Genomic DNA, 23,866 nt, shown 5'->3' with positions numbered 1-23,866 from the left:
CTGTTAGTGGGCGACGGCCGCGGCGCCGTGTTCGTCGATCAACGCACCGTTGTGGAAACGGTCGATGGAGAAAGGTGCAGCCAATGGGTGCATTTCACCCTTGGCGAGGCTGGCGGCAAACACGTTGCCCGAGCCTGGGGTGGCCTTGAAGCCACCGGTGCCCCACCCGCAGTTGAAGAACATGTTCGGTACCGGGGTCTTGGAGATGATCGGGCACGCGTCCGGCGTGGTGTCGACGATGCCGCCCCACTGGCGGTTCATGCGCACCCGCGAGAGCACCGGGAACATCTCGACGATGGCCTGGATAGTGTGTTCGATCACCGGGTACGAACCGCGCTGGCCGTAGCCGTTGTAGCCGTCGATACCGGCGCCGATCACCAGGTCGCCCTTGTCGGACTGGCTGATGTAGCCGTGCACGGCGTTGGACATGATCACGCTGTCGATAATCGGCTTGATCGGCTCCGACACCAACGCTTGCAGCGGATGGGATTCGATCGGCAGGCGAAAGCCCGCCAGTGAGGCCATGTGCCCGGAGTTACCGGCGGTCACCACGCCGACGCGCTTGGCGCCGATAAAGCCTTTGTTGGTTTCCACGCCGATGCACACGCCGTTTTCCTTGCGGAAACCGATCACTTCGGTCTGCTGGATCAAGTCCACGCCGAGTGCGTCAGCGGCGCGGGCAAAGCCCCAGGCCACGGCATCGTGACGGGCCACGCCGCCGCGACGTTGCACGGTGGCGCCGAGTACCGGGTAGCGGGTGTTTTTCGAGCAGTCGAGGTATGGGATCTCGTCGGCTACCTGCTTGGCGTTGAGCAGCTCGCCGTCCACGCCGTTGAGGCGGTTGGCGCTGACGCGACGCTCGGAATCCCGGATGTCCTGCAGGGTGTGGCACAGGTTGTACACGCCACGCTGGGAGAACATCACGTTGTAGTTCAGGTCCTGGGACAGGCCCTCCCACAGTTTCATCGCGTGTTCGTACAGGTGCGCCGACTCGTCCCAGAGGTAGTTGGAACGCACGATGGTGGTGTTGCGCGCGGTGTTACCGCCGCCCAACCAGCCCTTTTCGACTACGGCCACGTTGGTGATGCCGTGCTCCTTGGCCAGGTAGTAAGCGGTTGCCAGACCATGCCCGCCACCGCCGACGATGACCACGTCGTAGACCTTTTTAGGGGTGGGCGTGCGCCACATCTTCTGCCAGTTTTCGTGGTGGCTGAGGGAGTGCTTGAAGAGGCCGAAGCCTGAGTAGCGTTGCATAGTCATTACTCCAAAACCGCGCTCAGCGATAAACCGGGAAATCAGCGCACAGGGCAGACACGTGCTTGGCCACGTTGGCCTCGACGTCGGCGTCGCCGAGGTTGTCGAGGATGTCGCAGATCCAGCCGGCCAACTCAACGCATTGCGGCACTTTGAAACCACGCGTGGTCACCGCCGGGGTGCCGATGCGCAGGCCCGAGGTCACGAACGGCGACTGCGGGTCATTCGGCACCGCGTTCTTGTTGACGGTGATGTGGGCACGGCCCAGGGCGGCGTCCGCGTCCTTGCCGGTGAGGCCCTGACGGATCAGGCTGACCAGGAACAGGTGGTTGTCGGTGCCGCCGGACACTACATCGTAGCCGCGCTTGATAAACACCTCGGCCATGGCCTGGGCGTTGTCGATCACTTGCTGTTGGTAGACCTTGAAGCCAGGTTCCTGGGCTTCCTTGAAGCACACGGCCTTGCCGGCGATCACGTGCATCAGCGGGCCGCCCTGGGCACCGGGGAACACGGCGGCGTTGAGTTTCTTCTCGATGGCTTCGTTGGCCTTGGCCAGGATCAGGCCGCCACGCGGACCGCGCAGAGTCTTGTGGGTAGTAGTGGTGACCACGTCGGCGTAAGGCAGTGGGTTCGGGTACAGGCCGGCGGCGACCAGGCCGGCGACGTGGGCCATGTCGACGAACAGCAGCGCGCCGACCTTGTCGGCGATCGCGCGAAAACGCGGGAAGTCCAGGGTCTTGGAATAAGCGGAGAAGCCGGCCACGACCATCTTCGGCTGGTGCTCCACGGCCAGGCGCTCGACTTCGTCGTAGTCGATCAGGCCGGTGTCGGTGTTGATGCCGTACTGCACGGCGTTGTACAGCTTGCCCGAGGACGACACTTTGGCGCCGTGGGTCAGGTGGCCGCCGTGGGCCAGGCTCATGCCCAGGATGGTGTCGCCGGCATTGATCAGCGCCAGGTACACCGCGCTGTTGGCGGAGGAGCCGGAGTGCGGCTGCACGTTGGCGTAATCGGCGCCGAACAGTTGCTTGGCGCGCTCGATGGCCAGGGCCTCGACCTTGTCCACGTGCTCGCAGCCGCCGTAGTAGCGTTTGCCCGGGTAGCCTTCGGCGTATTTGTTGGTGAGGCCGCTGCCTTGCGCTTCCATCACGCGCTTGCTGGTGTAGTTCTCGGACGCGATCAGTTCGATGTGATCTTCCTGACGTTGCTCCTCGGCGTTCATGGCCGCCAACAGTGCATCGTCGTAACCCTGGATCTGATCTTGTTTGCTGAACATCGCGTCTCTCCCAGCCTTTCGTATTGTTGGGGCCAGAGTGAGGCCCTTTGCAGCGATGGTAGGGCTGGCGCCGCTGGATCAAATGCCTACGCACGCCACGCAAAGGTGCGTTTACGACATTAGCTGAGCGACACAGAACAAATGTGGGAACAGGCTTGTGTGGGAGCTGGCTTGCCTGCGATGGCAGCACCGCTTTCCTGCTGGCACACCGAGGTGCCAACATCGCAGGCAAGCCAGCTCCCACAGGGGTTAGGCGGTGATCTGGCGGATGAGTAGCAACAGGAGGAAATGCAGCGGATACAGCGCATAGGCCCAGCGTCGCATGGCGGGTGGGGAGACATTCTTGGCATGTCGCAACAGGACCAATCCTGCCAATGGCGCAATCAGGCATGTCGCCAAGCCAAGCATCGCGACAAGGCTGCCGCTATTGAGCAGAACCTGCCATTGGTTGGCCGCGACGCACACCAAACCCGGCAATAAGCTGAAATACCAAGGGAGACGGAACGCCAGCAACATCGCCAATGGCAGCAATACACCAAAAAACCCGAACATCAGCTGAGTCGAAAAAACCGCGCCAACAATGAGCGCGATCAGCGCCAATCCTCGATCAACCACCGCCTTCTGCTGCCATCCCCGCGCAACCAGCAACCCCAGCGCCAGTGTCGGCAACACATTCAACGTATCGGCATCCTCGATAAACAACCGATAGGGCACTTCGCTGATGACACTGAACAGCAACAGCCAGCCCAGATACCGCCAGTGGCCGGTCACGGCTGCATTTCTGACCCGATGCAGGTTCGCCGCAATCGCCAGGCAAAACCACGGGAACGCCAGACGTCCCGGCACATACAGCCCATCCAGGCTCCAGCCGACATACCGCAAATGGTCCAGCACCATACTCAACAGCGCCAGCCACTTGAGTAGATCCAAAGCGCCATCACGGACATGTCCGACAGGCATCGTTCCAGTACCGTGCATAATTCCCCAGTGACTTTGCATTTACAGGGCGTGCGCACCCGCGACAATCTTGGTTACAGTGCGCACCAACATCGACCACAGGAATGGGCCATGACCGACAAGAGCCAACAATTCGCCAGTGACAACTATTCCGGCATCTGCCCGGAAGCCTGGGCCGCCATGGAACAAGCCAACCAGGGCCATCAGCGCGCCTACGGCGATGATGAATGGACCCACCGCGCCGCCGACGGTTTCCGCAATCTGTTCGAAACCGACTGCGAAGTATTCTTCGCCTTCAACGGCACCGCCGCCAACTCCCTCGCCCTGTCATCCTTGTGTCAGAGCTACCATAGCGTGATTTGCTCGGAAACCGCCCACGTCGAGACCGACGAATGCGGCGCGCCGGAGTTTTTCTCCAACGGTTCCAAGCTGCTCACCGCCCGCACTGAAAACGGCAAGCTGACCCCGGAGTCGATCCGCGAGATCGCCCTCAAGCGCCAGGACATCCACTACCCCAAGCCGCGCGTGGTCACCCTCACCCAGGCCACTGAAGTCGGCAGCGTGTACACCCCGCAAGAAATCCGCGCCATCAGCGCCACCTGCAAGGAACTGGGCCTGAACCTGCACATGGACGGCGCGCGCTTCTCCAACGCCTGTGCGTTCCTCGGCTGCTCGCCGGCCGACCTGACCTGGAAAGCCGGCGTTGACGTGCTGTGCTTCGGCGGCACCAAGAACGGCATGGCGGTGGGCGAAGCGATTCTGTTCTTCAACCACAAGCTGGCCGAAGACTTCGATTACCGCTGCAAACAGGCCGGCCAACTGGCGTCGAAAATGCGCTTCCTCTCCGCCCCCTGGGTGGGCCTGCTGGAAAACGACGCCTGGCTCAAACACGCGCGCCACGCCAACCACTGCGCGCAACTGCTGAGCAGCCTGGTGGCGGATATTCCCGGCGTCGAGTTGATGTTCCCGGTACAAGCCAACGGCGTGTTCCTGCAACTCTCTGAACCGGCCATCGCGGCGCTGACCGCCAAGGGCTGGCGCTTCTACACCTTCATTGGCAAAGGCGGCGCGCGTTTCATGTGTGCGTGGGATACCGAGGAAGAGCGTGTAAGAGAATTGGCGGCGGATATTCGGAAAGTGATGGAAGCCTGAACCTGGCGAATACTGGCTGATTGCCGAGTCTGTCATTTGATATTTCTGACAGCAGCGCCCCACGCTTTCATTGACTAGCCTCTTGGAACCCGGAAGGAAAAGGCCGCTGCAGAGGCCGCCTTTCGGGATAGCCACCTGCCGAACAATCGGCTGGAAACGGAAATCCAGAAGAGAGAGCGAAACCCATGCAATACCAAAGCAACGGCAACACCCTGCAAAGCGACGGCACTGTCAGCACCACCGTTATTGATTGGGATGAGTTCCGCAAGTACGCAAAAGTCGGGGATACCATTCGCGAGCCATCGAGGACGTTAAAGATCTACGACAAAGCCTATGAATTAACAGCATCAGGCCAGCACTTCGTCGTCCATATCTACGCCCAGTAACCGTTAACTTGACCATTCCTTAATCACCCAACCACTTGATCATTCCTACGCTGATCGTTCCCACGCTCTGCGTGGGAATGCATCCCCGGACGCTCTGCGTCCAGCCCTCCCCCCCAAAAATTCAAGGATGAATGCATGGGCAGAAGTCGCTACACCATCACTGAACCCGAAAAACCGCACTTCCTGACATGCACCGTTATGGAGTGGCTGCCTTTGTTTACCCGCGACTACCTCGTCGGCCATCTGCTGGATTGCTGGCGCTATCAGCAAAGCCATAAAGACTTGAACCTTTATGGCTACGTCATCCTTGAAAACCACTTGCATTTCGTCGCTCAGGCTCCCGACCTGGCCAAGTGCGTCAGGCAATTCAAATCCTTCACCGCCCGCAGCATCATTGATGACCTGCAGAGCAAAGGCGCCGAGCGGGCATTACAACGGCTGCGTTTCAGCAAACGCGCGCACAAGACCGATCGGATTTATCAACTGTGGCAGGAGGGTTCACATGCCGAGTTGGTGTACAGCGAGAGCGTGATGCGCCAGAAGCTCGATTACATTCACCACAACCCAGTGAAACGGGGTTACGTGGATCTGGCGGAACACTGGCGGTACTCGAGTGCTCGCAACTATGCGGGAATGGAAGGATTAATCGAGATACAACGCTGGTCCTGAAGATCGTGCCCTGATCGTTCCCACTCTGCGTGGGAATGCATACCGGGACGCTCCGCGTCACCACCACTCAAGCGGGACGCTGAGCGTCCCGGGAGGCGTTACCACGCGGAGCGTGGGAACGATCTAAAAACTAGAACTCGATGCGCACATCCCCCTTCGGCACGCTGCAGCACGACAGGATGTAACCTTCGGCTTCGTCTTCCTCGGTAATCCCGCCGTTGTGCTCCATCTCGACCTCGCCACCCAGTTTCATCACTTTGCACGTGCCGCAGATGCCCATGCCGCAGGCCTTGGGAATCAGCAAGCCCAGCTTGGCGGCCGCCGCATGCACGGTTTCGCCCGGGGCCACACGGATGCTTTTGCCCGAGGCGATGAATTCCACCTGGTGCAGGTCAGCCAGGTCGACTTCCGGAGCATCAGCCGCTTGTTCGGCTTGCTCCACCGCATCCGCACGGGCTTCCGGTGGCGTGGCGCCAAAGGACTCCTCGTGGTAACGCGCCATGTCGAAACCGGCAGCTTCGAGCAGGCGCTTCACAGCGCTCATGTAGGGCGTGGGGCCGCAGCAGAACACTTCGCGCTCAAGGAAGTCCGGCACCATCAGTTCCAGCATCTTGTGGTTCAGATAGCCGCGATAACCCGCCCAAGGTTCGCCCAGGCCGTGTTTCTCGCAGATCAGGTGCAGGCTGAAGTTGTCGATCCGCGACGCCATGTGCTCCAGTTCGCGGTGGTAGATGATGTCTTTGGGCGAGCGCGCGCTGTGCACAAACGTCATGTCGACATTGGCGTTGGTGTCGTAGAACCAGCGCGCCATGGACATCACCGGCGTGATGCCGACGCCGCCGCTCAGGTACAGCACCTTGGGGCTTGGGAAGTCGATGGCATTGAACAGCCCGACCGGCCCGTGCACCGCCAGCTCCTGGCCTTCGTGCAGCGTGTCATGCAGCCAGTTGGAAACGCGGCCGCCCGGCACGCGCTTGATGGTCACCGAAAAGCTGTACGGCACCGACGGCGAGCTGGAAATGGTGTAGGAACGCATGATCGGCTGGCCTTCGATTTCCAGCTCCAGGGTGACGAATTGCCCCGGCTTGAAAAAGAACAGGATCGGCTGGTCGGCCATGAAGCAGAAGGTGCGCACGTCCCAGGTTTCCTGGATGACTTTGACGCAACGGACGATGTGCCGGCCATTGGCCCAGGTCTGGGTGGTTACCGGATTCAGGAAACTATTGGACATGTTGTTCTCCACCGCCGACGTCGGCCTTATGGTGGCGATTCTGCGTAACGCGAGAACCGTCCACTTACCTATCTGCGACATTCACATACTTACCGCGACCAGCCCCCAATAACAGGGGCTTGCGCGTCGGGATCAGATTGGGCCATGTCGCCCATGGATAAGGTTCCACGCAACGCCGGGCCCACACTCGCTTCCAACAACGACGCTTTCTTTACGCCTTGCTGCAAACCTGATCAGCCACTATTCGCCGGCCACACAGAATGGCCATGAGGACACACACGATGGACGTCACCGCAACCTTAAGCTTGGGCGATCCGCTGGAACCCGCACGCAAGGCCACCGCGCAGATGCTGCACGAGCGCGAGCGTACTTTTTCGCTGCCACAGCCGTTCTACTCTGATGAGCGGCTGTTTGATATCGACATGCAGGAGATCTTCCAGAAAGAGTGGTTGATCGCCGGCATGACCTGCGAGATCCCCACCAAGGGCAACTACCTGACCCTGCAAGTGGGCAAGAACCCGATCATCGTCATCCGTGGCGCCGAAGGCGTGGTGCATGCGTTTCACAACGTGTGCCGCCACCGTGGCTCGCGCTTGTGCACCAGCGACAAGGGCAAGGTTGCCAAGCTTGTTTGCCACTATCACCAGTGGACCTACGAGCTGGACGGGCGCCTGCTGTTCGCCGGCACCGAGATGGGCGCCGACTTCGACATGAAGCAGTACGGCCTCAAGCCGGTGAATGTGAAGACCGCCGGCGGCTACATCTTCATCAGCCTGGCCGAGAACCCGCCGGCCATCGATGACTTCCTGTCGACGCTCAACCACTACATGGAACCGTACGACATGGAGAATACCAAGGTGGCGATCCAGACCACCTTGTTCGAGAAAGCCAACTGGAAGCTGGTACTGGAAAACAACCGCGAGTGCTACCACTGCAACGCCTCGCACCCGGAACTGCTCAAAACCCTGCTGGAATGGGACGACGTCACCGACCCACGCGCCGACCAGGCGTTCAAGGACCACGTTGCCGCTTCGGCCGCTGCGTGGGATGCCGAAAAAATCCCTTACGCCCACGCCAGCTTCGGCCTGCGTAACCGCATCGTGCGTATGCCGCTGCTCAAGGGCACCGTGTCGATGACCCTGGACGGCAAACAGGGCTGCGCCAAACTCATGGGCCGCATCAAGAACCCGGACCTGGGCTCGATGCGCATCCTGCACCTGCCGCACTCGTGGAACCACTGCATGGGCGACCACATCATCGTGTTCACCGTGTGGCCGATCAGCGCCCAGGAAACCATGGTCACCACCAAGTGGATCGTGCACAAGGATGCCGTGGAAGGCGTGGACTACGACGTGGAGCGCATGCGCCAGGTGTGGGACGCCACCAACGACCAGGACCGTCGCCTGGCCGAAGAGAACCAGCGCGGCATCAACTCCACCGCCTATCAGCCTGGCCCGTATTCCCAGACCTATGAGTTCGGCGTGGTGAACTTCGTGGACTGGTACAGCGAGCGCATGCTCAACAACCTCGGCGCGGCGCCGGCGCCGTACCTCAAGGGCGTGGCCGCACACGAGTAATCACCACCCACTGTAGGAGCGAGCTTGCTCGCGAAGAACGTCAACGATAACGCAGCGTGCCAGGTTTAACGCAGCGCTCTCAAGTTCTTCGCGAGCAAGCTCGCTCCTACAGTATCTTGCGCTGTACAAAAAATATCCAACCGCCTGCCAGCCCAATGCCCGCCTGCCTTCCAGCCTTTACCCAACAACTTATCCACAGAGCCACCCACAGCAATTGTGGGCAAGTGCGCTCCCCGCCTGAAATTAAATCAAGAAAATCCGTGACTTATTCAGTTTCCCGGTTTTAACAGGCCTTTGGTTAATTATTGATCAAAGCGGTGAAGGTCACGTTATACGTGCCCTGTAGCGGTACGCGAACACCTTATCCACAGAACCGCCAACAGACTTTGGGGGCAACTCACGCACCGCTGTGGAAAACCACCTGAAACCTTCATAAATCGTGGTTTACAGGGATTTAACGCGGCCAAAAGCTCAAATCGGTTAAATTTTGATCAATTGCGTAAAAGCCTTGATTCATAAGGGCTGCAGCCGGTAGCGAACACCTTATCCACAGAAGCGCCAACAGAGTATGGGGGCAACTCTGCTTGGAGAAATGAACAGGAGCAGGGAAAAACCCAAGGAAAAACCGCCAGTTAGCTTGGTTGTTTTTCGTACAGAAGGCTGTAGGGCTTGATTTACAGGGGTTGTGGACAACCGCGAACAGGTTATCCACAGACGGGTCAACAGGGATTGTGGGTAATCTCACAAACACTGCAATCCCAATGTGGGAGCTGGCTTGCCTGCGATAGCAGTGGAACAGTCAGCTCATGTGGCGCCTGACACACTGCCATCGCAGGCAAGCCAGCTCCCACAAAGGATTAGCGTACGACACCCTCTTCTATTAACAACTTGAGGATGGCCTCGGCGCCGGCCTCTGGACTGACGCCCTTGAGCACCTGCCCCCCACCCCCACTGGCCTTGGCCGTCGCGGCTTTCATTCGATCAGCACCGCTCTTGGCCTTGATCACTTTGAGACGCTTGGGCCGCGGTTTGGCCGGTTGCAGCACGGCGCCTGTGAATAACTCGTCCTGTTCGACCTCGACTTCATGGGCCGCCAGTTCGCCGCGCTGCGCCGGGCCGTAGGCGCTTTGCCGCGGCTTGGGCGCGGCGTTATCCACCGTCGCCAGAAACGGCAAACGCACCTTCAAGCGCCGCCGTTGACCGCGCGGCAACGCTTGCAGCACATGGGCCACGCCGGCGTCGATGGACTCCACCTGCGCCAGCCCGACAATCAGCGGCCAGCCCAATTGCTCGGCCAGCAGAAACGGCAACATGCCCGAACCTTCACCGGTCTCGGCCTGGCTGCCGGCAAGCACCACCTGGGCGCCGGCGTCGCGCAGGTACTCGCTGAGCACCGGCAACGCATCGCTGCCCGCCGGTTGTTCCAACACGTGCAACTGTGGCAAGCCCATGCCCAGGTAGCTGCGCAGGGTCGGCTCGGCGATGTTGCCGGCGTGCAACACTTGCAACTTATCCCCAGCCAATTGCAGCCCCAGCTCCACGGCACGCGCATCCTGCTCCGCACGGCGCGGGCGCCCTGAGGTGGGGTGGGCGCCGATGGACACCAGGCTGATTACATTTGTCGTCATGACCAACTCCTTAAGCCGCATCGCGCTTGGCGCCGTTGCGGTAGACCTCGACCGCGTCGATCAAGGCTTGCAGTATCGCGGCGCTTTCGCCGATCACCGACAGGTCGGCACGTTTGATCATGTCGCAGCCAGGGTCCAGGTTGATCGCCACCACCTTGTCGCAGGCACCGATGCCCTGCAGGTGCTGGATCGCCCCGGAAATGCCCACCGCCACGTACACCCGCGCCGTGACCCAGGTGCCGCTGGCGCCGACTTGGCGATCACGTGCCATGAAGCCATCGTCCACGGCGACCCGCGAGGCACCTTCGGTGGCGCCCAAGGCGGCGGCGGCCTGGTGGAAAAGCGCCCAGTCCTTCACGCCATTGCCGCCGGAGAAAATGAATTCGGCCTCGGCCATCGGAATCGCCGCCGGGTCCACGGCCACCGCGCCGAGGTCTTCGATACGCGGCAGGCTGCGCGCCAGGGCTGTGGGTAACTCCACCGGCAACGCTTCATGCCGTGACTCGCTGACCGGCTCGGCGCACTCGACGCCGGCCAGGATCAGGCGCGCCAAGGGTCGAGCCAGGTCTTCCTGGCCAGCACCGGCACGGCCGATGCACTCATTACCTTTGATCTGCCACACCCGTGTGGCCGGGCGTTCCTTGAGGCTGGCGGCAAAGCGCCGGCCCAGTTCGCCGCCCCCGCTGCGGCTGTCCGGCAGCAACCAGTGACGCGGGTTGAACTGGTTATCCACAGCGCGCAAACCCTGCACGCGCTGCTCCGGTGAATAACCGTCGAATTCACGGCCTTCCAGCACCAGCAGGCGATCCACACCGGCGGTGGCAAAGGCCGTTTCCTTGTGGTCACCAAACACCACGGCCAGCACCGCGCCGTCGTTGCCGGCCAGTTGCCGGGCCAGGCCGAGCAAATCGCGGTCGTGGCTGCTCAAGCGACCGCCGACCATGTCCGGCACCACATTGATGTAGAACGCCGGGGTCGGGACCTGATGCAGCGGCAGTTGCACCTCCACAGCCGCCGTGCGTTTGGCGGCGCCGCCCTGCTGGGCGCCGCTGCGGTCGATGCGCTTGATTCCATTGGGGCCGATAAACCCCATGCCATGCACATTCTTGCGGATGACGCCGTTAGGCCCCATCCAACTGTGTTGCACCGGCTGCATCGCCGCGTGCAACGGGTGCAGGCGGTTACGGGCGATCCATTCGGCCCGTGGGTCGCGGCGGATAATGTCGCTCATATGTGCACCTGCGCAAGTTCACGTTTAGGGGGAGCTTTGGCGGGTGCGGCGTCTTCCAGCAACGCGTCGGCCACCAGCTCGGCGATGTCCTTGATCAGCGGACGCGGTTCGACCACGCCTTCGAGCATCGCGGTGCACTGCGGGCAGCCCACGGCCACCAGCTCGGCGCCGGTTTCGCGGATGTCGTCCATGCGCATGTCCGGGATACGTTGCTTGCCGGGAATGTCAGTGATCGGCGCTCCGCCGCCGCCGCCGCAGCAGCGCGAACGGAAGCCCGAGCGTTGCATCTCCTTGACCTCGATGCCCAACGCGCGCAGCACTTGGCGCGGCGCCTCGTATTCACCGTTATAGCGGCCCAGGTAGCACGGGTCGTGATAGGTCACGCTGGTGCCTTTGTGCTGGCCCAGGTTCAGCGCGCCGTCGCCGATCAGCTCGGCCATGAAGGTGCTGTGGTGCTGCACGACGTAGTTGCCGTTGAAGGCGCCGTACTCATTTTTCAATACATGGAAGCTGTGCGGGTCGCAGGTGACGATGCGCTTGAAGCTGTACTTGGCCAACGTCTGGATATTGCGCGAGGCGAGCAGTTGGAACGTCGCTTCATCACCCAGACGCCGGGCCACGTCGCCGCTGTCGCGCTCTTCCAGGCCGAGCACGGCGAAGTCCACGCCGGCGGCTTTGAGCACTTTGACGAACGCGCGCAGGGTGCGCTGGTTGCGCATGTCGAAGGCGCCGTCGCCGACCCAGAACAGCACCTCGCAGTTGCCCTTTTCACTGAGCAACGGCAGGTTCAGGTCCGCCGCCCAGTTCAGGCGACCGCCCGGGGCGAAGCCGCCAGGGTTGTCGGTGGCGATCAGGTTTTCGAGGACTTCGGCGCCCTTGTTCGGCGTGGCGCCTTTTTCCAGGGTGAGGTGGCGGCGCATGTCGACGATGGCATCCACGTGCTCAATCATCATCGGGCACTCTTCCACGCAGGCGCGGCAGGTGGTGCAGGACCACAGGGTCTCGGCGTCCACCAGGCCGTTGACGATCGGCTGGTGCGGGTTGCCGCCGTGTTCGCCGATAGGTTTGCCGGGATACGGGCTGCCGGCGAATTTGGCATCGGTGCCGCCGGCCAGGCCGACCACCATGTCCTGGATCAGCTTTTTCGGGTTCAGCGGCTGGCCGGCGGCGAACGCCGGGCAGGCGGCTTCGCACTTGCCGCACTGCACGCAGGCATCGAAGCCGAGCAACTGGTTCCAGGTGAAGTCCTTGGGTTTTTCCACGCCCAATGGCGCGGTCTTGTCGCTGAGGTCCAGCGGTTTCAAACCGGTGGAGCGGCCGCCACCAAAACGTTCGGCGCGACGGTGCCAGGCCAGGTGCAGGGCACCGGCGAAGGCGTGCTTCATCGGGCCGCCCCAGGTCATGCCGAAGAACATTTCGGACACGCCCCACAGCACGCCCACGCCGAGCAGCGCGGCGAGCAGCCAGCCGCCGAATTCGGCGGGAAGAATCCCGGCCACCGGCAGTGTGACAAGGAAGAAACTCACCGAGAACGCCATCAGGCTTTTCGGCAGGCGCATCCACGGGCCTTTGGACAGACGCGAAGGCGGGTGGCGGCGGCGCAGGTACATGAAGATGGCGCCGACAAACATCAATGTCGAGGCCAGCAGCAGCGCGTAGCCGAGGATACGGTTCTGCAGGCCGAAACCATGCACCAGGATCGCCAGCAGCGCCGACAGCACGAAGCCCAACGCGGTAGCGACGTGGGTGTTGGCGATGTATTTGTCGCGGGCGACCACATGGTGCAGGTCGACCATGTAGCGCTTGGGCATGGCCAGCAGGCCACCGAGCAGGTCGACTTTCGACGCGCGGCCACGGCGCCACATGGCGACACGCCGCAGCGCGCCAAGAACCGCAAGGCCCAGGGCGGCAAACAGAAGGATGGGAAGCACGGTATTCAACATGGTGAAGCTCCCACTATGATCGTTCCCACGCTCTGCGTGGGAATGCATCCTGTGACGCTCTGCGTCACGATCTTAAGAGCGGACGCGGAGCGTCCAGGGCGGCATTCCCACGCGGAGCGTGGGAACGATCAGGTGCGTCAGAAATCCTTGCAAAGGCGCAGGGCGTCATAGATCGCAGCGTGGGTATTACGCTGGGCCACACAGTCGCCGATGCGGAACAGCAAGTACCCCTCACCCGACTCGCTCAGGCACGGCTGTGGCTTGATCGCGAACAACGCTTCGACGTCGATCTGGCCCTTGTTGCGCGAGCCTGGCTTGAGGGCGTAGTAGATCTCTTCGTCCGGACGCACGCCGTTCTCCACCACCACCTGGTCCACCACCCGCTCTTCCTTGGCGCCGGTGTATTCGTTCTCCAGCACCGCCACCAGCTTGTCGCCCTCGCGGTAGACCTTTTCCAGCATCATGTCGCCGGTCATGATCACTTCCTTGGGGTACATGCTGCGGTAGTAGGTCGGGAACGACGTACCGCCGATGGCCACGCCCGGCTTGATGTCGTCGGTGACGATTTCCACCTGGCAGCCTTTGTCGGCCAGGAAGTCCGCCACCGACATGCCGGTGAATTCACAGATGGTGTCGTACACCAGCACGTTCTTGCCCGGTGCGACTTTGCCGTCGAGCACGTCCCAGCTGCTGACCACCAAACCTTCGGCCGCGCCCCAGTGTTCGTTCTGCTCGATGAACGGATGGCCGCCCACCGCCAGTACGACTACGTCCGGGCGCAGGTCGAGGATGGTTTCGGCGTCGGCCGCAACGCCCAGGCGCAGGTCGACTTTCAAGCGCGCCAGTTCCAACTGGAACCAGCGGGTGATGCCGGCGATCTGGTCGCGCTGCGGCGCTTTCGACGCCGTGGTGATCTGCCCGCCGATAAATTCTTTCTTCTCGAACAGCGTCACCTCGTGACCGCGTTCGGCGGCCACACGCGCAGCCTCCATCCCGGCGGGACCTGCCCCCACCACCACGACTTTGCGCTTGGGCCCGGTGGACTTCTCGATGATGTGCGGCACGCCCATGTATTCACGGGACGTCGCGGCGTTCTGGATGCACAGTACATCCAGGCCTTGGTACTGACGGTCGATGCAATAGTTGGCGCCGACGCACTGCTTGATCTGGTCGATCTGGCCCATCTTGATCTTGGCGATCAGGTGCGGGTCGGCGATGTGCGCACGGGTCATGCCGACCATGTCCACATAGCCGCCTTCCAGGATGCGCGTGGCCTGGTTCGGGTCCTTGATGTTCTGCGCGTGCAGCACCGGAACCTTGACTACCTCCTTGATCCCGGCGGCGAGGTGCAGGAACGGCTCCGGCGGGTAACTCATGTTCGGGATAACGTTGGCCAAGGTGTTGTGCGTATCGCAACCCGAGCCGACCACGCCAATGAAGTCGAGCATGCCGGTGTCGTCGTAATACTTGGCGATCTGCTTCATGTCCTCGTGGGACAGGCCGTCCGGGTGGAACTCGTCACCGCACAGGCGCATGCCCACGCAGAAGTCGTCGCCGACCTCGGCGCGCACGGCCTTGAGCACTTCCAGGCCGAACTTCATGCGGCCTTCGAAGGTGCCGCCCCATTCATCGGTACGCTTGTTGACCCTTGGGCTCCAGAACTGGTCGATCATATGCTGGTGCACGGCGGACAGTTCCACACCGTCCAGGCCACCGGCCTTGGCACGGCGCGCGGCCTGGGCGTAGTTGCCGATCACGCGCCAGATCTCTTCCGGCTCGATGGTCTTGCAGGTGGCGCGGTGCACCGGCTCACGCACGCCGGAGGGCGACATCAGGGTTGGCCAGTTGAAACCGTCCCAGCGCGAGCGACGGCCCATGTGGGTAATCTGGATCATGATCTTGGCGCCATGCTTATGCATGGCGTCGGCCAGGTTCTGGAAGTGCGGGATGATACGGTCGGTGGACAGGTTCACCGAGCTCCACCACTCCTGCGGGCTGTCGATGGCCACCACGGAGGAGCCGCCACAGATCGCCAGGCCGATACCGCCCTTGGCTTTCTCTTCGTAGTACTTCACATAGCGGTCGGTGGTCATCCCGCCGTCGGTGGCATACACCTCGGCGTGGGCGGTACTGAGCACGCGGTTGCGGATGGTCAGCTTGCCGATCTGGATCGGCGCAAACATTGCTTCGAAAGCCATGGCACGGTCCTCGGCTTACAACGGCTTGACGGTGAACAAGCCGTCATCGTGGCCCTCTTCGGAGCCTCCGTAGACTTGTTCGGCGACGGTGCGGATCTTGCTGCCACGGGCTTCAAGAATCTGATCCATGGCGCCGGCAAACCAGCCGGTGAACATGTAGTCCACTTTGCGCCCGACCTTGCCGTACACATAGACGAACGCCGAGTGTTCGAGCTTGACGCTGGCGGTGCCTTTATCGAGGTCGATGTCCTGGATCTTGAACAGGCCCCAGCCGCGTTGCGACAAGCGCTTCATGTAATGCTCGAACACCGCGACGCCTTCCAGGCCGTGGCATTCGGCTTCTTTTTCACACCAGTGCCAGGCGGACTTGTAGCCGGCTTTGTAGAGGATCTCGGCGTAGGCGTCGGCGCCCAGGACTTCTTCGATGCCCATATGGTTATTGACGAAGAAATGGCGTGGCACGTACAGCATCGGCAGGGCGTCGGAGGTCCAGACACCGGTTTCGCTGTCGACTTCGATAGGCAATTGCGGGGCGATCTTGGCCATGGAAACTTAACTCCAGAAAAATTCGTTGTGGTAGTGCCGGTGGGTGTCTGGCTTATTCGCCCCAGACGTCCTTCAAGACGTTGACCCAGTTTTCGCCCATGATCTTGCGCACCACACGCTCGGGGTGGCCGCGCTTGAGCAGGGTTTCGGTGAGGTTGGGAAACTCGCCCACGGTGCGGATGCCCAGCGGGTTGATGATCTTGCCGAAGCTGGTAAGGCGGCGCGCGTAGCCCTTGTCATGGGTCAGCATTTCAAAGAAATCCTGGCCATGGCCCTGGGTGAAATCGGTACCGATGCCAATGGCGTCTTCGCCGACGATGTTCATGGTGTATTCGATGGCTTCGGCGTAGTCGTCGATGGTCGAGTCGATGCCCTTGGCCAGGAACGGCGCGAACATGGTCACGCCGACAAAACCGCCGTGGTCGGCAATGAACTTGAGTTCTTCATCGGACTTGTTGCGCGGGTGCTCCTTGAGCCCGGACGGCAGGCAGTGGGAGTAGCACACCGGCTTTTTCGATTCGAGGATGACTTCTTCGCTGGTTTTAGAGCCCACGTGAGACAGGTCGCACATGATGCCGACGCGGTTCATCTCGGCGACGATCTCACGCCCGAAGCCCGACAGGCCGCCGTCGCGCTCGTAGCAGCCGGTACCCACCAGGTTCTGGGTGTTGTAGCACATCTGTACCACGCCAACGCCGAGCTGCTTGAAGATCTCGACATAGCCGAGCTGGTCTTCGAAGGCATGGGCGTTCTGAAAGCCGAAGATGATGCCGGTCTTGCCTTGTTCCTTGGCCTTGCGGATGTCCGCGGTGGTTTTTACCGGAATCACCAGGTCGCTGTTCTCGCGGATCAGGGTCTGGCTGGCCACGATATTGTTGATGGTGGCCTGGAACCCTTCCCACACCGACACCGTGCAGTTGGCGGCGGTGAGGCCACCTTTGCGCATATCCTCGAACAGGTCGCGGTTCCACTTGGCAATAATCAGCCCGTCGATAACGATGCTGTCGGCGTGCAACTCGGCTGGGCTCATCAGGCGTCCCCTTATTTTGGCGATTCATGCGCCGAATCGTCTGCCGGCGCTTTGGGGCCAGCATATGCCCAGGGGCCGACAGAGCCGGGTGCAAAAACGACAGGGGAATTGCCGAAAGCGTCAATCCGCGACAAAGGCTGCTAAGAGAGGTCTGACTGGCGGCTGTTCTTTGTCGTACGCTTGAGCCAGAATTCCCGCATCACCTGATATGAGACGGCGCAATGAAATCGATTTTCCTGGTTTTGGCACTCATCGCAACCGGCGCCCACGCAGCCGAAGACACCGACAGCACGCCGTGCGACGGCATCGAAAACGACAAGCAAACCCTGGAATGCGCCTCCTACAACAAGACCACCGCAGAACAACTGCTCAAAGATAACTACCAGGGCCTGCTGGAGCGCATGGCCTCGATCTATGGCAGCGACAAAACCAAACTGGCGGACATTACCGCTCGTCTGAAGGATGCCCAGCAGAAGTGGGAAAAACTGCGCGACGCCGATTGCGCGGTGGACACCTTCCCGGCGGTGACCGGAACCAAGGCCTACGCGATTGCGCAGAATGATTGTCTGGCGCGGATGAGTGATGAGCGGTCGGAGTTTTTAGAGTCGATCGGACAGGAGTAAGAACGCTCCCGCGGCCCTATGGCAGGAGCGGCAGGCAGATGTCACGCCGCGAAAGGCGACTTGAACGAACTCTTCGTCAAGGGTTGGCTTGGCGCGTAGCTGTAGCCTAACGCCGCGATATCCATCATGTCACTGATACGCCGGGCCCAGGGTTTGAGTACATCGTTAAAGTTGTGGCTCGGCGGACCATCCTGCATCGGACAGTAATGCGGGGCGAGGTCCGGCTCATCCAGCATCTTCTGCGCCTGCCAGTCCGCCCAAATCTTGTCTACGAAGCAGTGATGCAGGAAAAAAACCGGATCATCAGGCGAGGTCATGGGCAACATGTTGCCCCCCACCCACAAATGTACGCGGTTATGCAACTGCGAGCCGGGCGTTTTGACATTCGGGTCACCGCGCTGGGTGATCCAGCCTTCCAGCCGATTCCTGAACCCGCGAGTGAAAGGCGCCGAGTTGTAGTTCGGCTCGTCATACAACGCTTCGTTCATAGCCATTTGCAAATCGCTTTCAGTCGGCAACGAGCTGGTCTCTTGCCCGAACTGGCGTTTCAACCCTGGCCCGGGCAAGCCTTCGCCCGGGTAGGAAGACACCGGCCAATTCCCATATTTGTGGGCAAAAACGCCGTCCTGGACCCGAAACTGATCGGCCGGGTCACCATCTCCACCCAGGAAACCCTGGCCCCACACCGGCGAGCTTTCAGGGGCAGCCGCGTCCAGCGTCCAGTTCCAGTAAGGCAGTGTGATACCTGGCGTGATGGCCTGAAGGTCTGCCTCGAACTGCATCAACATTTCTCGATGCCACGGCAAGAACGCGGGCCCTCTGTGGGCACCGTTACGATAGTTGGGATCCTGGGGCTCATTTGGATAGACCGTAGGTATCATGACCTCATGGTGCCAATGAACGTACTTATCGTAAGTGCCGCTTTTCTTCATTGCCAATAACGTTTGGATAAACACCAACTGCTCACTTGCGGACAGCGCGCGGATTTCCTTGCGAACGTTCATTGCATAACTCCCTTATTGAAAAGCCATGTAACAACGGGAACCAACGATTGGTTCCTGAAGGAAATCTAAGAGCGCACGAGAGTGCGGTCTACTGTCATAAATAACAGGTTCAGGCCTTTCCCGACCGACGGCCCACACCTGCGTCAACCCTGATACCCTTCTGCTTCATCTATTTTTCCAAGACGACCTTATGACTATCTGCGGCATTGAAATCAAAGGCAGCGAAGCTATCATCGCCGTTGCCTCCCTGGACAACCAGGTGCTGACCCACATCGCCCTGGCCACCAAGAAAATCGCGCTGGAAGACGATGACGAAGCGGCCAACGTCAAAGCCTTCGCGGCTCAGGTGAAGGCGTTTGTGCAGGCAAACGCCATCACCCGTATCGCGATCAAGAAGCGCAGCAAGAAAGGCGAATTCGCCGGCGGCCCGACCACGTTCAAGATTGAAGGTGTGTTTCAGTTGCTGGAGGGTGTTGAGGTTACGCTGCTGTCGCCGCAAACCATCAATGCGCAGAACAAGAAGTACAGCTTTGATCTGCCGGCGACGCTGAACAAGTATCAGCATGAGGCGTTCAAGGCGGCGTGTTCGGCGCTGGTAAAAAAATAAGCCCGCTCACATGTAGTGAGCGGGCTTGTCGAATCGTCGCACCGCCCGCGCTGGGTGGCGAAGCCGCCCCTATAGAGGCATCGCCGAGCTTCAGGTAGAACGCAGGTGCCGGGTTTGGGGCCGCTTCGCAGCCCGGCGCGGGGCAAGCCCGCTCACTACAGGGAGAATCGCAGGCAAGCCAGCTCCCACATTTGATCTGCATTTCCACAAAAGCGTTGCGGTGACCGTGCAATCGCCAATCCGTGAAACTGAGATTTATACCCAATTATGGAAACGACTATAAATTATAGTCGGCACTATAATTGGCTAAAAACTGATCAAACCACCTCCCGTCGCCGATCCTCCCTCGGACACTTCGCAAACCTGGCCCGGTAACTTCGGGTGAAATACGACGGCGACTCAAACCCGCACGCAATACTCACCTCCAGCACGCTCATGTCGCTCTGGCGCAATAACTGCCGGGCTTTTTCCAGGCGCAGGCCGAGGTAGAAGTTGCTCGGCGTGTCGTTAAGATGCAGGCGAAACAGGCGTTCCAATTGGCGGCGCGTCACCTTGATCGCGTCGGCCAGGGCCAATGTGCTCAGCGGCGGCTCGGTGTGCTGTTCCATCTCGCCGATCACCTGCACCAGCTTCTTGTTGTTGATGCCGTAGCGCGTGGCGATCTGCATGCGCTGGTGGTCTTTGCGCGGGCGGATGCGGCCGAGCACGAACTGTTCGGAGACCTGGATCGCCAACTCCGGGCCGTGGGCCTGGGCGATGAGGTCGAGCATCAGGTCGATGGAGGCGGTGCCGCCGGCGCAGGTGATACGGCGGCGGTCGATCTCGAACAGTTCCTGGGTCACGCTCAGGTGTGGATACGACTCCTTGAAGGCGTCGATGGCTTCCCAGTGCAGGGTCAGTCGGTGGCCATCGAGCAGGCCCGCCTCAGCCAGCACGCAGGCACCGGTGTCGATGGCGCCGAGGGTCACGCCGTCGTGGTCGAGGCGGCGCAGCCAGTGTTCCAACGCGGGGGTGGCGAACTGCAGCGGTTCGAAGCCGGCGACCACCATCAGCGTCGCGCCCTTTTTCAGCGGTTCCAGCGCGGCGTCGGCGTTGACCGACATGCCATTGCTCGCCAGCACCGCGCCGCCATCGGCGCTCAGGACATGCCAGCGGTACAGCTCGCCACGAAACCGGTTGGCCACCCGCAGCGGCTCCAGCGCGGAGATAAAGCCGATGGCAGAGAACCCCGGCATCAGCAAGAAATAGTAATCCTGGGACATGGTGGCGCTCTCGTCGGACGGCCAGCGTGGCACTGTGATACTCCCGTTCATGGGCGGATTCAAGGGGGCAGGTCGCTGCAGTGCAAGAGCGGGTCGCCGCCGTGCGCTTTACCGCTCCCCAAGCTGCGTAACGTGATCCCACGGCGCACAAAGACGCCGGCCCCCACAATAACGACCTGCCGAGGGATCCACCATGAACCGACTGATCAGCCGCAGCGTGCTTGCACTCAGCGTCAGCGCTATTTTGAGCACCCACGTCATGGCAGCGGATGCCGCTTCATGCCAGAACGTACGCCTGGGCGTGGTGAACTGGACCGACGTGATCGCCACCAGTGCCATGGCCCAGGTGCTGCTCGACGGCCTCGGCTACAAGACCAAACAGACCAGCGCCTCCCAGCAAATCATCTTTGCCGGCATTCGCGATCAGCGCCTGGACCTGTTCCTGGGCTACTGGAACCCGCTGATGACCCAGACCATCACGCCGTTCGTCGACGCCAAGCAAGTCAAAGTCCTCGACAAGCCCAGCCTGGAAGACGCCCGCGCGACCCTTGCCGTGCCGACTTACCTGGCGGACAAGGGCCTGAAAACCTTCGCGGATATCGCCAAATTCGAAAAAGAACTGGGAGGCAAAATCTACGGCATCGAGCCAGGCTCGGGCGCCAACACCCAGATCAAGGCGATGATCGCCAAGAACCAGTTCGGCCTGGGCAAATTCCAGCTGGTGGAGTCCAGTGAAGCCGCCATGCTCTCCGCGGTCGACCGTGCGGTTCGGCGCAAGGAGCCGGTGGTGTTCTTCGGCTGGGCGCCGCACCCGATGAACGTCAACGTCGCCATGACCTACCTCACCGGCAGCGAAGACGCCCTGGGCCCGAACGAGGGCAAGGCAAGCGTGTGGACGGTCACCGCGCCGACCTACGCAGCACAATGCCCCAACGTGCACAAATTGCTGACCAATCTCACCTTCACCGCCGCCGACGAGAGCCGAATGATGCAGCCCTTGCTGGATCACAAGGATCCTATCGAGTCGGCCAAGCAGTGGCTCAAGGATCACCCGCAGGACCAGGCGCGCTGGCTGGACGGCGTGACCACCTTCGATGGCAAGCCGGCTGCGGCAAATATCCAACTGACCAGCAAATAACTTTATTTAAATCACCGCTTCGCAGCCCCGACCGGCTGCGAACGGCATCGCCACGCCCTTGAATCATGCCCGTAAGGAACCGCCCCATGAACCACGACGTCATCATCACCTGCGCACTCACCGGTGCTGGCGACACGACCAGCCGAAGCCCGCACGTGCCGGTCACGCCCAAACAAATCGCCGCCGCCGCGGTGGAAGCCGCCAAGGCCGGCGCCACGGTGGTGCATTGCCATGTGCGTGACCCCGAAACCGGCAAGTTCAGCCGCGACGTGGCCCTGTACCGCGAGGTGATGGAGCGCATCCGCGAAGCGGACATCGACATCATCGTCAACCTGACCGCCGGCATGGGCGGCGACCTGGAGATCGGTGGCGGCGAGAACCCGATGGCGTTCGGCCCCAACACCGATCTGGTCGGCCCGCTGACGCGCCTGGCCCACGTGGAGGCGCTGCTGCCGGAAATCTGCACCCTGGATTGCGGCACGCTGAACTTCGGCGATGGCGACACCATTTACGTGTCCACCCCGGCACAACTGCGGGCTGGCGCCAAGCGCATCCAGGAACTGGGCGTAAAGGCCGAGCTGGAAATTTTCGACACCGGCCACCTGTGGTTCGCCAAGCAGATGATCAAGGAAGGCCTGCTGGACGACCCGCTGTTCCAGCTGTGCCTGGGCATCCCCTGGGGGGCGCCGGCCGACACCACCACCATGAAAGCCATGGTCGACAACCTGCCCGCCGGCGCTGTGTGGGCCGGCTTCGGCATCGGCCGCATGCAAATGCCGATGGCGGCGCAAGCCGTGCTGCTGGGCGGCAACGTGCGGGTTGGCCTGGAAGACAACCTGTGGCTGGACAAGGGCGTGCTCGCCACTAATGGTCAGTTGGTGGAGCGCGCCAGTGAAATCCTCAGCCGCCTGGGCGCGAGGGTCATGACGCCGGCGGAGGGCCGCGTGAAGATGGGATTGACCAAGCGCGGCTGATCCACTGCCGAAACCGGATCAAAACTGTGGGAGCGGGCTTGCTCGCGAATGCGGTGTGCCAGTCACCGAATGCACTAACTGACACACCGCATTCGCGAGCAAGCCCGCTCCCACAGGGGTTCATCACATTATTCAGGAACGTCGCCAATGAGCTTTATCACCGAAATCAAAACCTTCGCCGCCCTCGGCAGCGGTGTCATCGGCAGCGGCTGGGTGTCCCGCGCACTGGCCCATGGCCTGGATGTGGTCGCCTGGGACCCGGCGCCCGGGGCCGAAGCCGCATTGCGCAAACGCGTCGCCAATGCCTGGGGCGCCCTGGAGAAACAAGGCCTTGCAACGGGTGCCTCACAGGACCGCTTGCGCTTTGTCGCAACCATTGAGGAGTGTGTGAAAGACGCCGACTTCATCCAGGAAAGCGCCCCGGAACGCCTGGAGCTGAAACTGCAACTGCACGGCAAGATCAGCGCCGCGGCCAAGCCCAATGCGCTGATTGGCTCGAGTACCTCGGGCCTGTTGCCGAGCGAGTTCTATGAGGGCTCGACCCACCCGGAACGCTGCGTGGTCGGTCACCCATTCAACCCGGTTTACCTTTTGCCGCTGGTGGAAGTCGTCGGCGGCCAACACACCGCGCCGGAGGCGATCCAGGCGGCGATCAAGGTGTATCAATCCCTGGGCATGCGCCCGCTGCATGTGCGCAAGGAAGTCCCCGGTTTTATCGCCGACCGCTTGTTGGAAGCGCTGTGGCGCGAGGCCTTGCACTTGGTCAACGATGGCGTGGCGACCACCGGGGAGATCGATGACGCGATCCGCTTTGGCGCAGGCCTGCGTTGGTCGTTCATGGGCACCTTCCTGACCTACACCCTGGCAGGGGGCGATGCCGGGATGCGACATTTCATGGCCCAGTTCGGCCCGGCGCTACAGCTGCCGTGGACGTATTTGCCGGCGCCGGAGCTGACCGACAAGTTGATTGATGATGTGGTGGAGGGCACCAGCGAGCAGTTGGGCAAGCACAGCATTTCGGCGCTGGAGCGCTATCGTGATGATTGCCTGCTGGCGGTGCTTGAGGCTGTGAAGGTGACTAAAGCCAAACACGGTATGAGCTTCGCTGAATAACCCTGTGGGAGCTGGCTTGCCTGCGATAGCGGTGGTGAATCTTGCATCGCCATCGCAGGCAAGCCAG

At 61.3% G+C, this 23,866-nt stretch carries 21 protein-coding genes; 9 read left to right on the top strand and 12 right to left on the bottom strand.

Annotation, left to right across the window (positions count from 1 at the left end; genetic code table 11):
* Nucleotides 1-3: 3 nt before the first annotated feature.
* The 3 genes from BLL36_RS21085 to BLL36_RS21075 form a co-directional block, all read right to left on the bottom strand.
* Entirely contained in the window at nucleotides 4-1,254 is a 1,251-nt protein-coding gene (locus BLL36_RS21085) for a sarcosine oxidase subunit beta (RefSeq protein WP_010207084.1), read from the bottom strand.
* A gap of 22 nt (nucleotides 1,255-1,276) precedes the next feature.
* Nucleotides 1,277-2,530 carry a serine hydroxymethyltransferase gene (locus BLL36_RS21080; protein ID WP_076953243.1) on the bottom strand — a complete coding sequence of 418 codons (1,254 nt, stop codon included), beginning with the start codon at nucleotides 2,528-2,530 and terminating at the stop codon, nucleotides 1,277-1,279.
* 249 nt (nucleotides 2,531-2,779) lie between these two features.
* Entirely contained in the window at nucleotides 2,780-3,508 is a 729-nt protein-coding gene (locus BLL36_RS21075) for a TraX family protein (protein ID WP_076953242.1), read from the bottom strand.
* Nucleotides 3,509-3,598: 90 nt separating this feature from the next.
* On the opposite strand from BLL36_RS21075, the gene BLL36_RS21070 reads away from it, so the two are divergent.
* From BLL36_RS21070 to BLL36_RS21060, 3 genes are all read left to right on the top strand, one after another.
* On the top strand, nucleotides 3,599-4,639 hold the full coding sequence (locus BLL36_RS21070) for a threonine aldolase family protein (RefSeq protein ID WP_076953241.1): 1,041 nt from the start codon (nucleotides 3,599-3,601) through the stop codon (nucleotides 4,637-4,639).
* 185 nt (nucleotides 4,640-4,824) lie between these two features.
* Nucleotides 4,825-5,025 (top strand): hypothetical protein, encoded by a 201-nt coding sequence (locus BLL36_RS21065; protein ID WP_076953240.1) that lies wholly within the window; start codon nucleotides 4,825-4,827, stop codon nucleotides 5,023-5,025.
* A 135-nt stretch (nucleotides 5,026-5,160) separates the two neighbouring features.
* Nucleotides 5,161-5,694, top strand: a complete 534-nt coding sequence (locus tag BLL36_RS21060) for an REP-associated tyrosine transposase (protein WP_076953239.1) — start codon at nucleotides 5,161-5,163, stop codon at nucleotides 5,692-5,694.
* Nucleotides 5,695-5,824: 130 nt separating this feature from the next.
* Here BLL36_RS21060 and gbcB read toward each other — a convergent pair whose 3' ends face one another.
* On the bottom strand, nucleotides 5,825-6,925 hold the full coding sequence (gene gbcB, locus BLL36_RS21055) for a glycine-betaine demethylase subunit GbcB (RefSeq protein ID WP_057723602.1): 1,101 nt from the start codon (nucleotides 6,923-6,925) through the stop codon (nucleotides 5,825-5,827).
* A gap of 281 nt (nucleotides 6,926-7,206) precedes the next feature.
* Between gbcB and gbcA the strand changes: the two genes are divergently transcribed.
* Complete coding sequence (gene gbcA, locus BLL36_RS21045; RefSeq protein ID WP_076953238.1) at nucleotides 7,207-8,502, top strand: glycine-betaine demethylase subunit GbcA; 1,296 nt, start codon at nucleotides 7,207-7,209, stop codon at nucleotides 8,500-8,502.
* Between the two features lie 857 nt (nucleotides 8,503-9,359).
* On the opposite strand, the gene etfB is transcribed toward gbcA, so the two are convergent.
* The 6 genes from etfB to BLL36_RS21015 form a co-directional block, all read right to left on the bottom strand.
* Nucleotides 9,360-10,130, bottom strand: a complete 771-nt coding sequence (etfB, locus tag BLL36_RS21040; protein ID WP_076953237.1) for an electron transfer flavoprotein subunit beta — start codon at nucleotides 10,128-10,130, stop codon at nucleotides 9,360-9,362.
* 10 nt (nucleotides 10,131-10,140) lie between these two features.
* Nucleotides 10,141-11,361 carry an electron transfer flavoprotein subunit alpha gene (gene etfA, locus BLL36_RS21035; protein ID WP_076953236.1) on the bottom strand — a complete coding sequence of 407 codons (1,221 nt, stop codon included), beginning with the start codon at nucleotides 11,359-11,361 and terminating at the stop codon, nucleotides 10,141-10,143.
* Complete coding sequence (gene dgcB, locus BLL36_RS21030) at nucleotides 11,358-13,304, bottom strand: dimethylglycine demethylation protein DgcB (protein ID WP_076953235.1); 1,947 nt, start codon at nucleotides 13,302-13,304, stop codon at nucleotides 11,358-11,360. Before dgcB ends, etfA begins: the two co-directional genes overlap by 4 nt.
* 137 nt (nucleotides 13,305-13,441) lie before the next feature.
* Nucleotides 13,442-15,502, bottom strand: coding sequence for a dimethylglycine demethylation protein DgcA (gene dgcA / locus BLL36_RS21025; protein ID WP_076953234.1), 2,061 nt, complete (start codon nucleotides 15,500-15,502; stop codon nucleotides 13,442-13,444).
* A gap of 15 nt (nucleotides 15,503-15,517) precedes the next feature.
* Nucleotides 15,518-16,048 (bottom strand): DUF5943 domain-containing protein, encoded by a 531-nt coding sequence (locus BLL36_RS21020; protein ID WP_005792152.1) that lies wholly within the window; start codon nucleotides 16,046-16,048, stop codon nucleotides 15,518-15,520.
* Nucleotides 16,049-16,100: 52 nt separating this feature from the next.
* Nucleotides 16,101-17,078 carry a dipeptidase gene (locus tag BLL36_RS21015; protein ID WP_010207105.1) on the bottom strand — a complete coding sequence of 326 codons (978 nt, stop codon included), beginning with the start codon at nucleotides 17,076-17,078 and terminating at the stop codon, nucleotides 16,101-16,103.
* Nucleotides 17,079-17,299: 221 nt separating this feature from the next.
* On the opposite strand from BLL36_RS21015, the gene BLL36_RS21010 reads away from it, so the two are divergent.
* The gene (locus BLL36_RS21010; protein WP_076953233.1) at nucleotides 17,300-17,701 is read left to right on the top strand and encodes a lysozyme inhibitor LprI family protein; all 402 of its coding nucleotides are present in this window, start codon (nucleotides 17,300-17,302) and stop codon (nucleotides 17,699-17,701) included.
* 41 nt (nucleotides 17,702-17,742) lie between these two features.
* Here the strand turns inward: BLL36_RS21010 and BLL36_RS21005 are convergent, their stop codons facing one another.
* Nucleotides 17,743-18,705 (bottom strand): tyrosinase family protein, encoded by a 963-nt coding sequence (locus tag BLL36_RS21005; protein ID WP_076953232.1) that lies wholly within the window; start codon nucleotides 18,703-18,705, stop codon nucleotides 17,743-17,745.
* A gap of 190 nt (nucleotides 18,706-18,895) precedes the next feature.
* Here BLL36_RS21005 and BLL36_RS21000 point away from each other — a divergent pair, with 190 nt between their 5' ends.
* Entirely contained in the window at nucleotides 18,896-19,312 is a 417-nt protein-coding gene (locus tag BLL36_RS21000; protein WP_076953231.1) for a DUF3010 family protein, read from the top strand.
* A 317-nt stretch (nucleotides 19,313-19,629) separates the two neighbouring features.
* Here the strand turns inward: BLL36_RS21000 and BLL36_RS20995 are convergent, their stop codons facing one another.
* Nucleotides 19,630-20,574: a GlxA family transcriptional regulator gene (locus BLL36_RS20995; RefSeq protein ID WP_076953366.1), complete on the bottom strand. Its 945-nt coding sequence runs from the start codon at nucleotides 20,572-20,574 to the stop codon at nucleotides 19,630-19,632.
* A gap of 193 nt (nucleotides 20,575-20,767) precedes the next feature.
* Between BLL36_RS20995 and BLL36_RS20990 the strand changes: the two genes are divergently transcribed.
* From BLL36_RS20990 to BLL36_RS20980, 3 genes are all read left to right on the top strand, one after another.
* A complete protein-coding gene (locus BLL36_RS20990) occupies nucleotides 20,768-21,712 on the top strand; it encodes a choline ABC transporter substrate-binding protein (protein ID WP_076953230.1) in 945 nt (314 codons plus the stop codon).
* Between the two features lie 86 nt (nucleotides 21,713-21,798).
* The gene (locus BLL36_RS20985; protein ID WP_076953229.1) at nucleotides 21,799-22,686 is read left to right on the top strand and encodes a BKACE family enzyme; all 888 of its coding nucleotides are present in this window, start codon (nucleotides 21,799-21,801) and stop codon (nucleotides 22,684-22,686) included.
* A gap of 147 nt (nucleotides 22,687-22,833) precedes the next feature.
* Nucleotides 22,834-23,799, top strand: coding sequence for an L-carnitine dehydrogenase (locus BLL36_RS20980; protein WP_076953228.1), 966 nt, complete (start codon nucleotides 22,834-22,836; stop codon nucleotides 23,797-23,799).
* Nucleotides 23,800-23,866 lie beyond the last annotated feature (67 nt).

This window comes from Pseudomonas cedrina subsp. cedrina, from assembly GCF_001983175.1.
GTDB classification, from domain to species: Bacteria; Pseudomonadota; Gammaproteobacteria; order Pseudomonadales; family Pseudomonadaceae; genus Aquipseudomonas; species Aquipseudomonas cedrina.
This window is presented reverse-complemented; position numbering and strand designations above follow the sequence as displayed.

Bases quoted from the DNA above. Each gene is read 5' to 3' on its own strand.
- dgcA (WP_076953234.1), bottom strand. From the start codon at position 15,502: ATGGCTTTCGAAGCAATGTTTGCGCCGATCCAGATCGGCAAGCTGACC.
- BLL36_RS21000 (WP_076953231.1), top strand. From the start codon at position 18,896: ATGACTATCTGCGGCATTGAAATCAAAGGCAGCGAAGCTATCATCGCC.
- etfA (WP_076953236.1), bottom strand. From the start codon at position 11,361: ATGAGCGACATTATCCGCCGCGACCCACGGGCCGAATGGATCGCCCGT.
- BLL36_RS21020 (WP_005792152.1), bottom strand. From the start codon at position 16,048: ATGGCCAAGATCGCCCCGCAATTGCCTATCGAAGTCGACAGCGAAACC.
- BLL36_RS21085 (WP_010207084.1), bottom strand. From the start codon at position 1,254: ATGCAACGCTACTCAGGCTTCGGCCTCTTCAAGCACTCCCTCAGCCAC.
- BLL36_RS21080 (WP_076953243.1), bottom strand. From the start codon at position 2,530: ATGTTCAGCAAACAAGATCAGATCCAGGGTTACGACGATGCACTGTTG.
- BLL36_RS20995 (WP_076953366.1), bottom strand. From the start codon at position 20,574: ATGTCCCAGGATTACTATTTCTTGCTGATGCCGGGGTTCTCTGCCATC.
- BLL36_RS20980 (WP_076953228.1), top strand. From the start codon at position 22,834: ATGAGCTTTATCACCGAAATCAAAACCTTCGCCGCCCTCGGCAGCGGT.
- BLL36_RS20985 (WP_076953229.1), top strand. From the start codon at position 21,799: ATGAACCACGACGTCATCATCACCTGCGCACTCACCGGTGCTGGCGAC.
- BLL36_RS21005 (WP_076953232.1), bottom strand. From the start codon at position 18,705: ATGAACGTTCGCAAGGAAATCCGCGCGCTGTCCGCAAGTGAGCAGTTG.
- dgcB (WP_076953235.1), bottom strand. From the start codon at position 13,304: ATGTTGAATACCGTGCTTCCCATCCTTCTGTTTGCCGCCCTGGGCCTT.
- BLL36_RS21015 (WP_010207105.1), bottom strand. From the start codon at position 17,078: ATGAGCCCAGCCGAGTTGCACGCCGACAGCATCGTTATCGACGGGCTG.
- BLL36_RS21075 (WP_076953242.1), bottom strand. From the start codon at position 3,508: ATGCACGGTACTGGAACGATGCCTGTCGGACATGTCCGTGATGGCGCT.
- BLL36_RS21065 (WP_076953240.1), top strand. From the start codon at position 4,825: ATGCAATACCAAAGCAACGGCAACACCCTGCAAAGCGACGGCACTGTC.
- BLL36_RS21070 (WP_076953241.1), top strand. From the start codon at position 3,599: ATGACCGACAAGAGCCAACAATTCGCCAGTGACAACTATTCCGGCATC.
- BLL36_RS21060 (WP_076953239.1), top strand. From the start codon at position 5,161: ATGGGCAGAAGTCGCTACACCATCACTGAACCCGAAAAACCGCACTTC.
- BLL36_RS21010 (WP_076953233.1), top strand. From the start codon at position 17,300: ATGAAATCGATTTTCCTGGTTTTGGCACTCATCGCAACCGGCGCCCAC.
- gbcB (WP_057723602.1), bottom strand. From the start codon at position 6,925: ATGTCCAATAGTTTCCTGAATCCGGTAACCACCCAGACCTGGGCCAAT.
- BLL36_RS20990 (WP_076953230.1), top strand. From the start codon at position 20,768: ATGAACCGACTGATCAGCCGCAGCGTGCTTGCACTCAGCGTCAGCGCT.
- etfB (WP_076953237.1), bottom strand. From the start codon at position 10,130: ATGACGACAAATGTAATCAGCCTGGTGTCCATCGGCGCCCACCCCACC.
- gbcA (WP_076953238.1), top strand. From the start codon at position 7,207: ATGGACGTCACCGCAACCTTAAGCTTGGGCGATCCGCTGGAACCCGCA.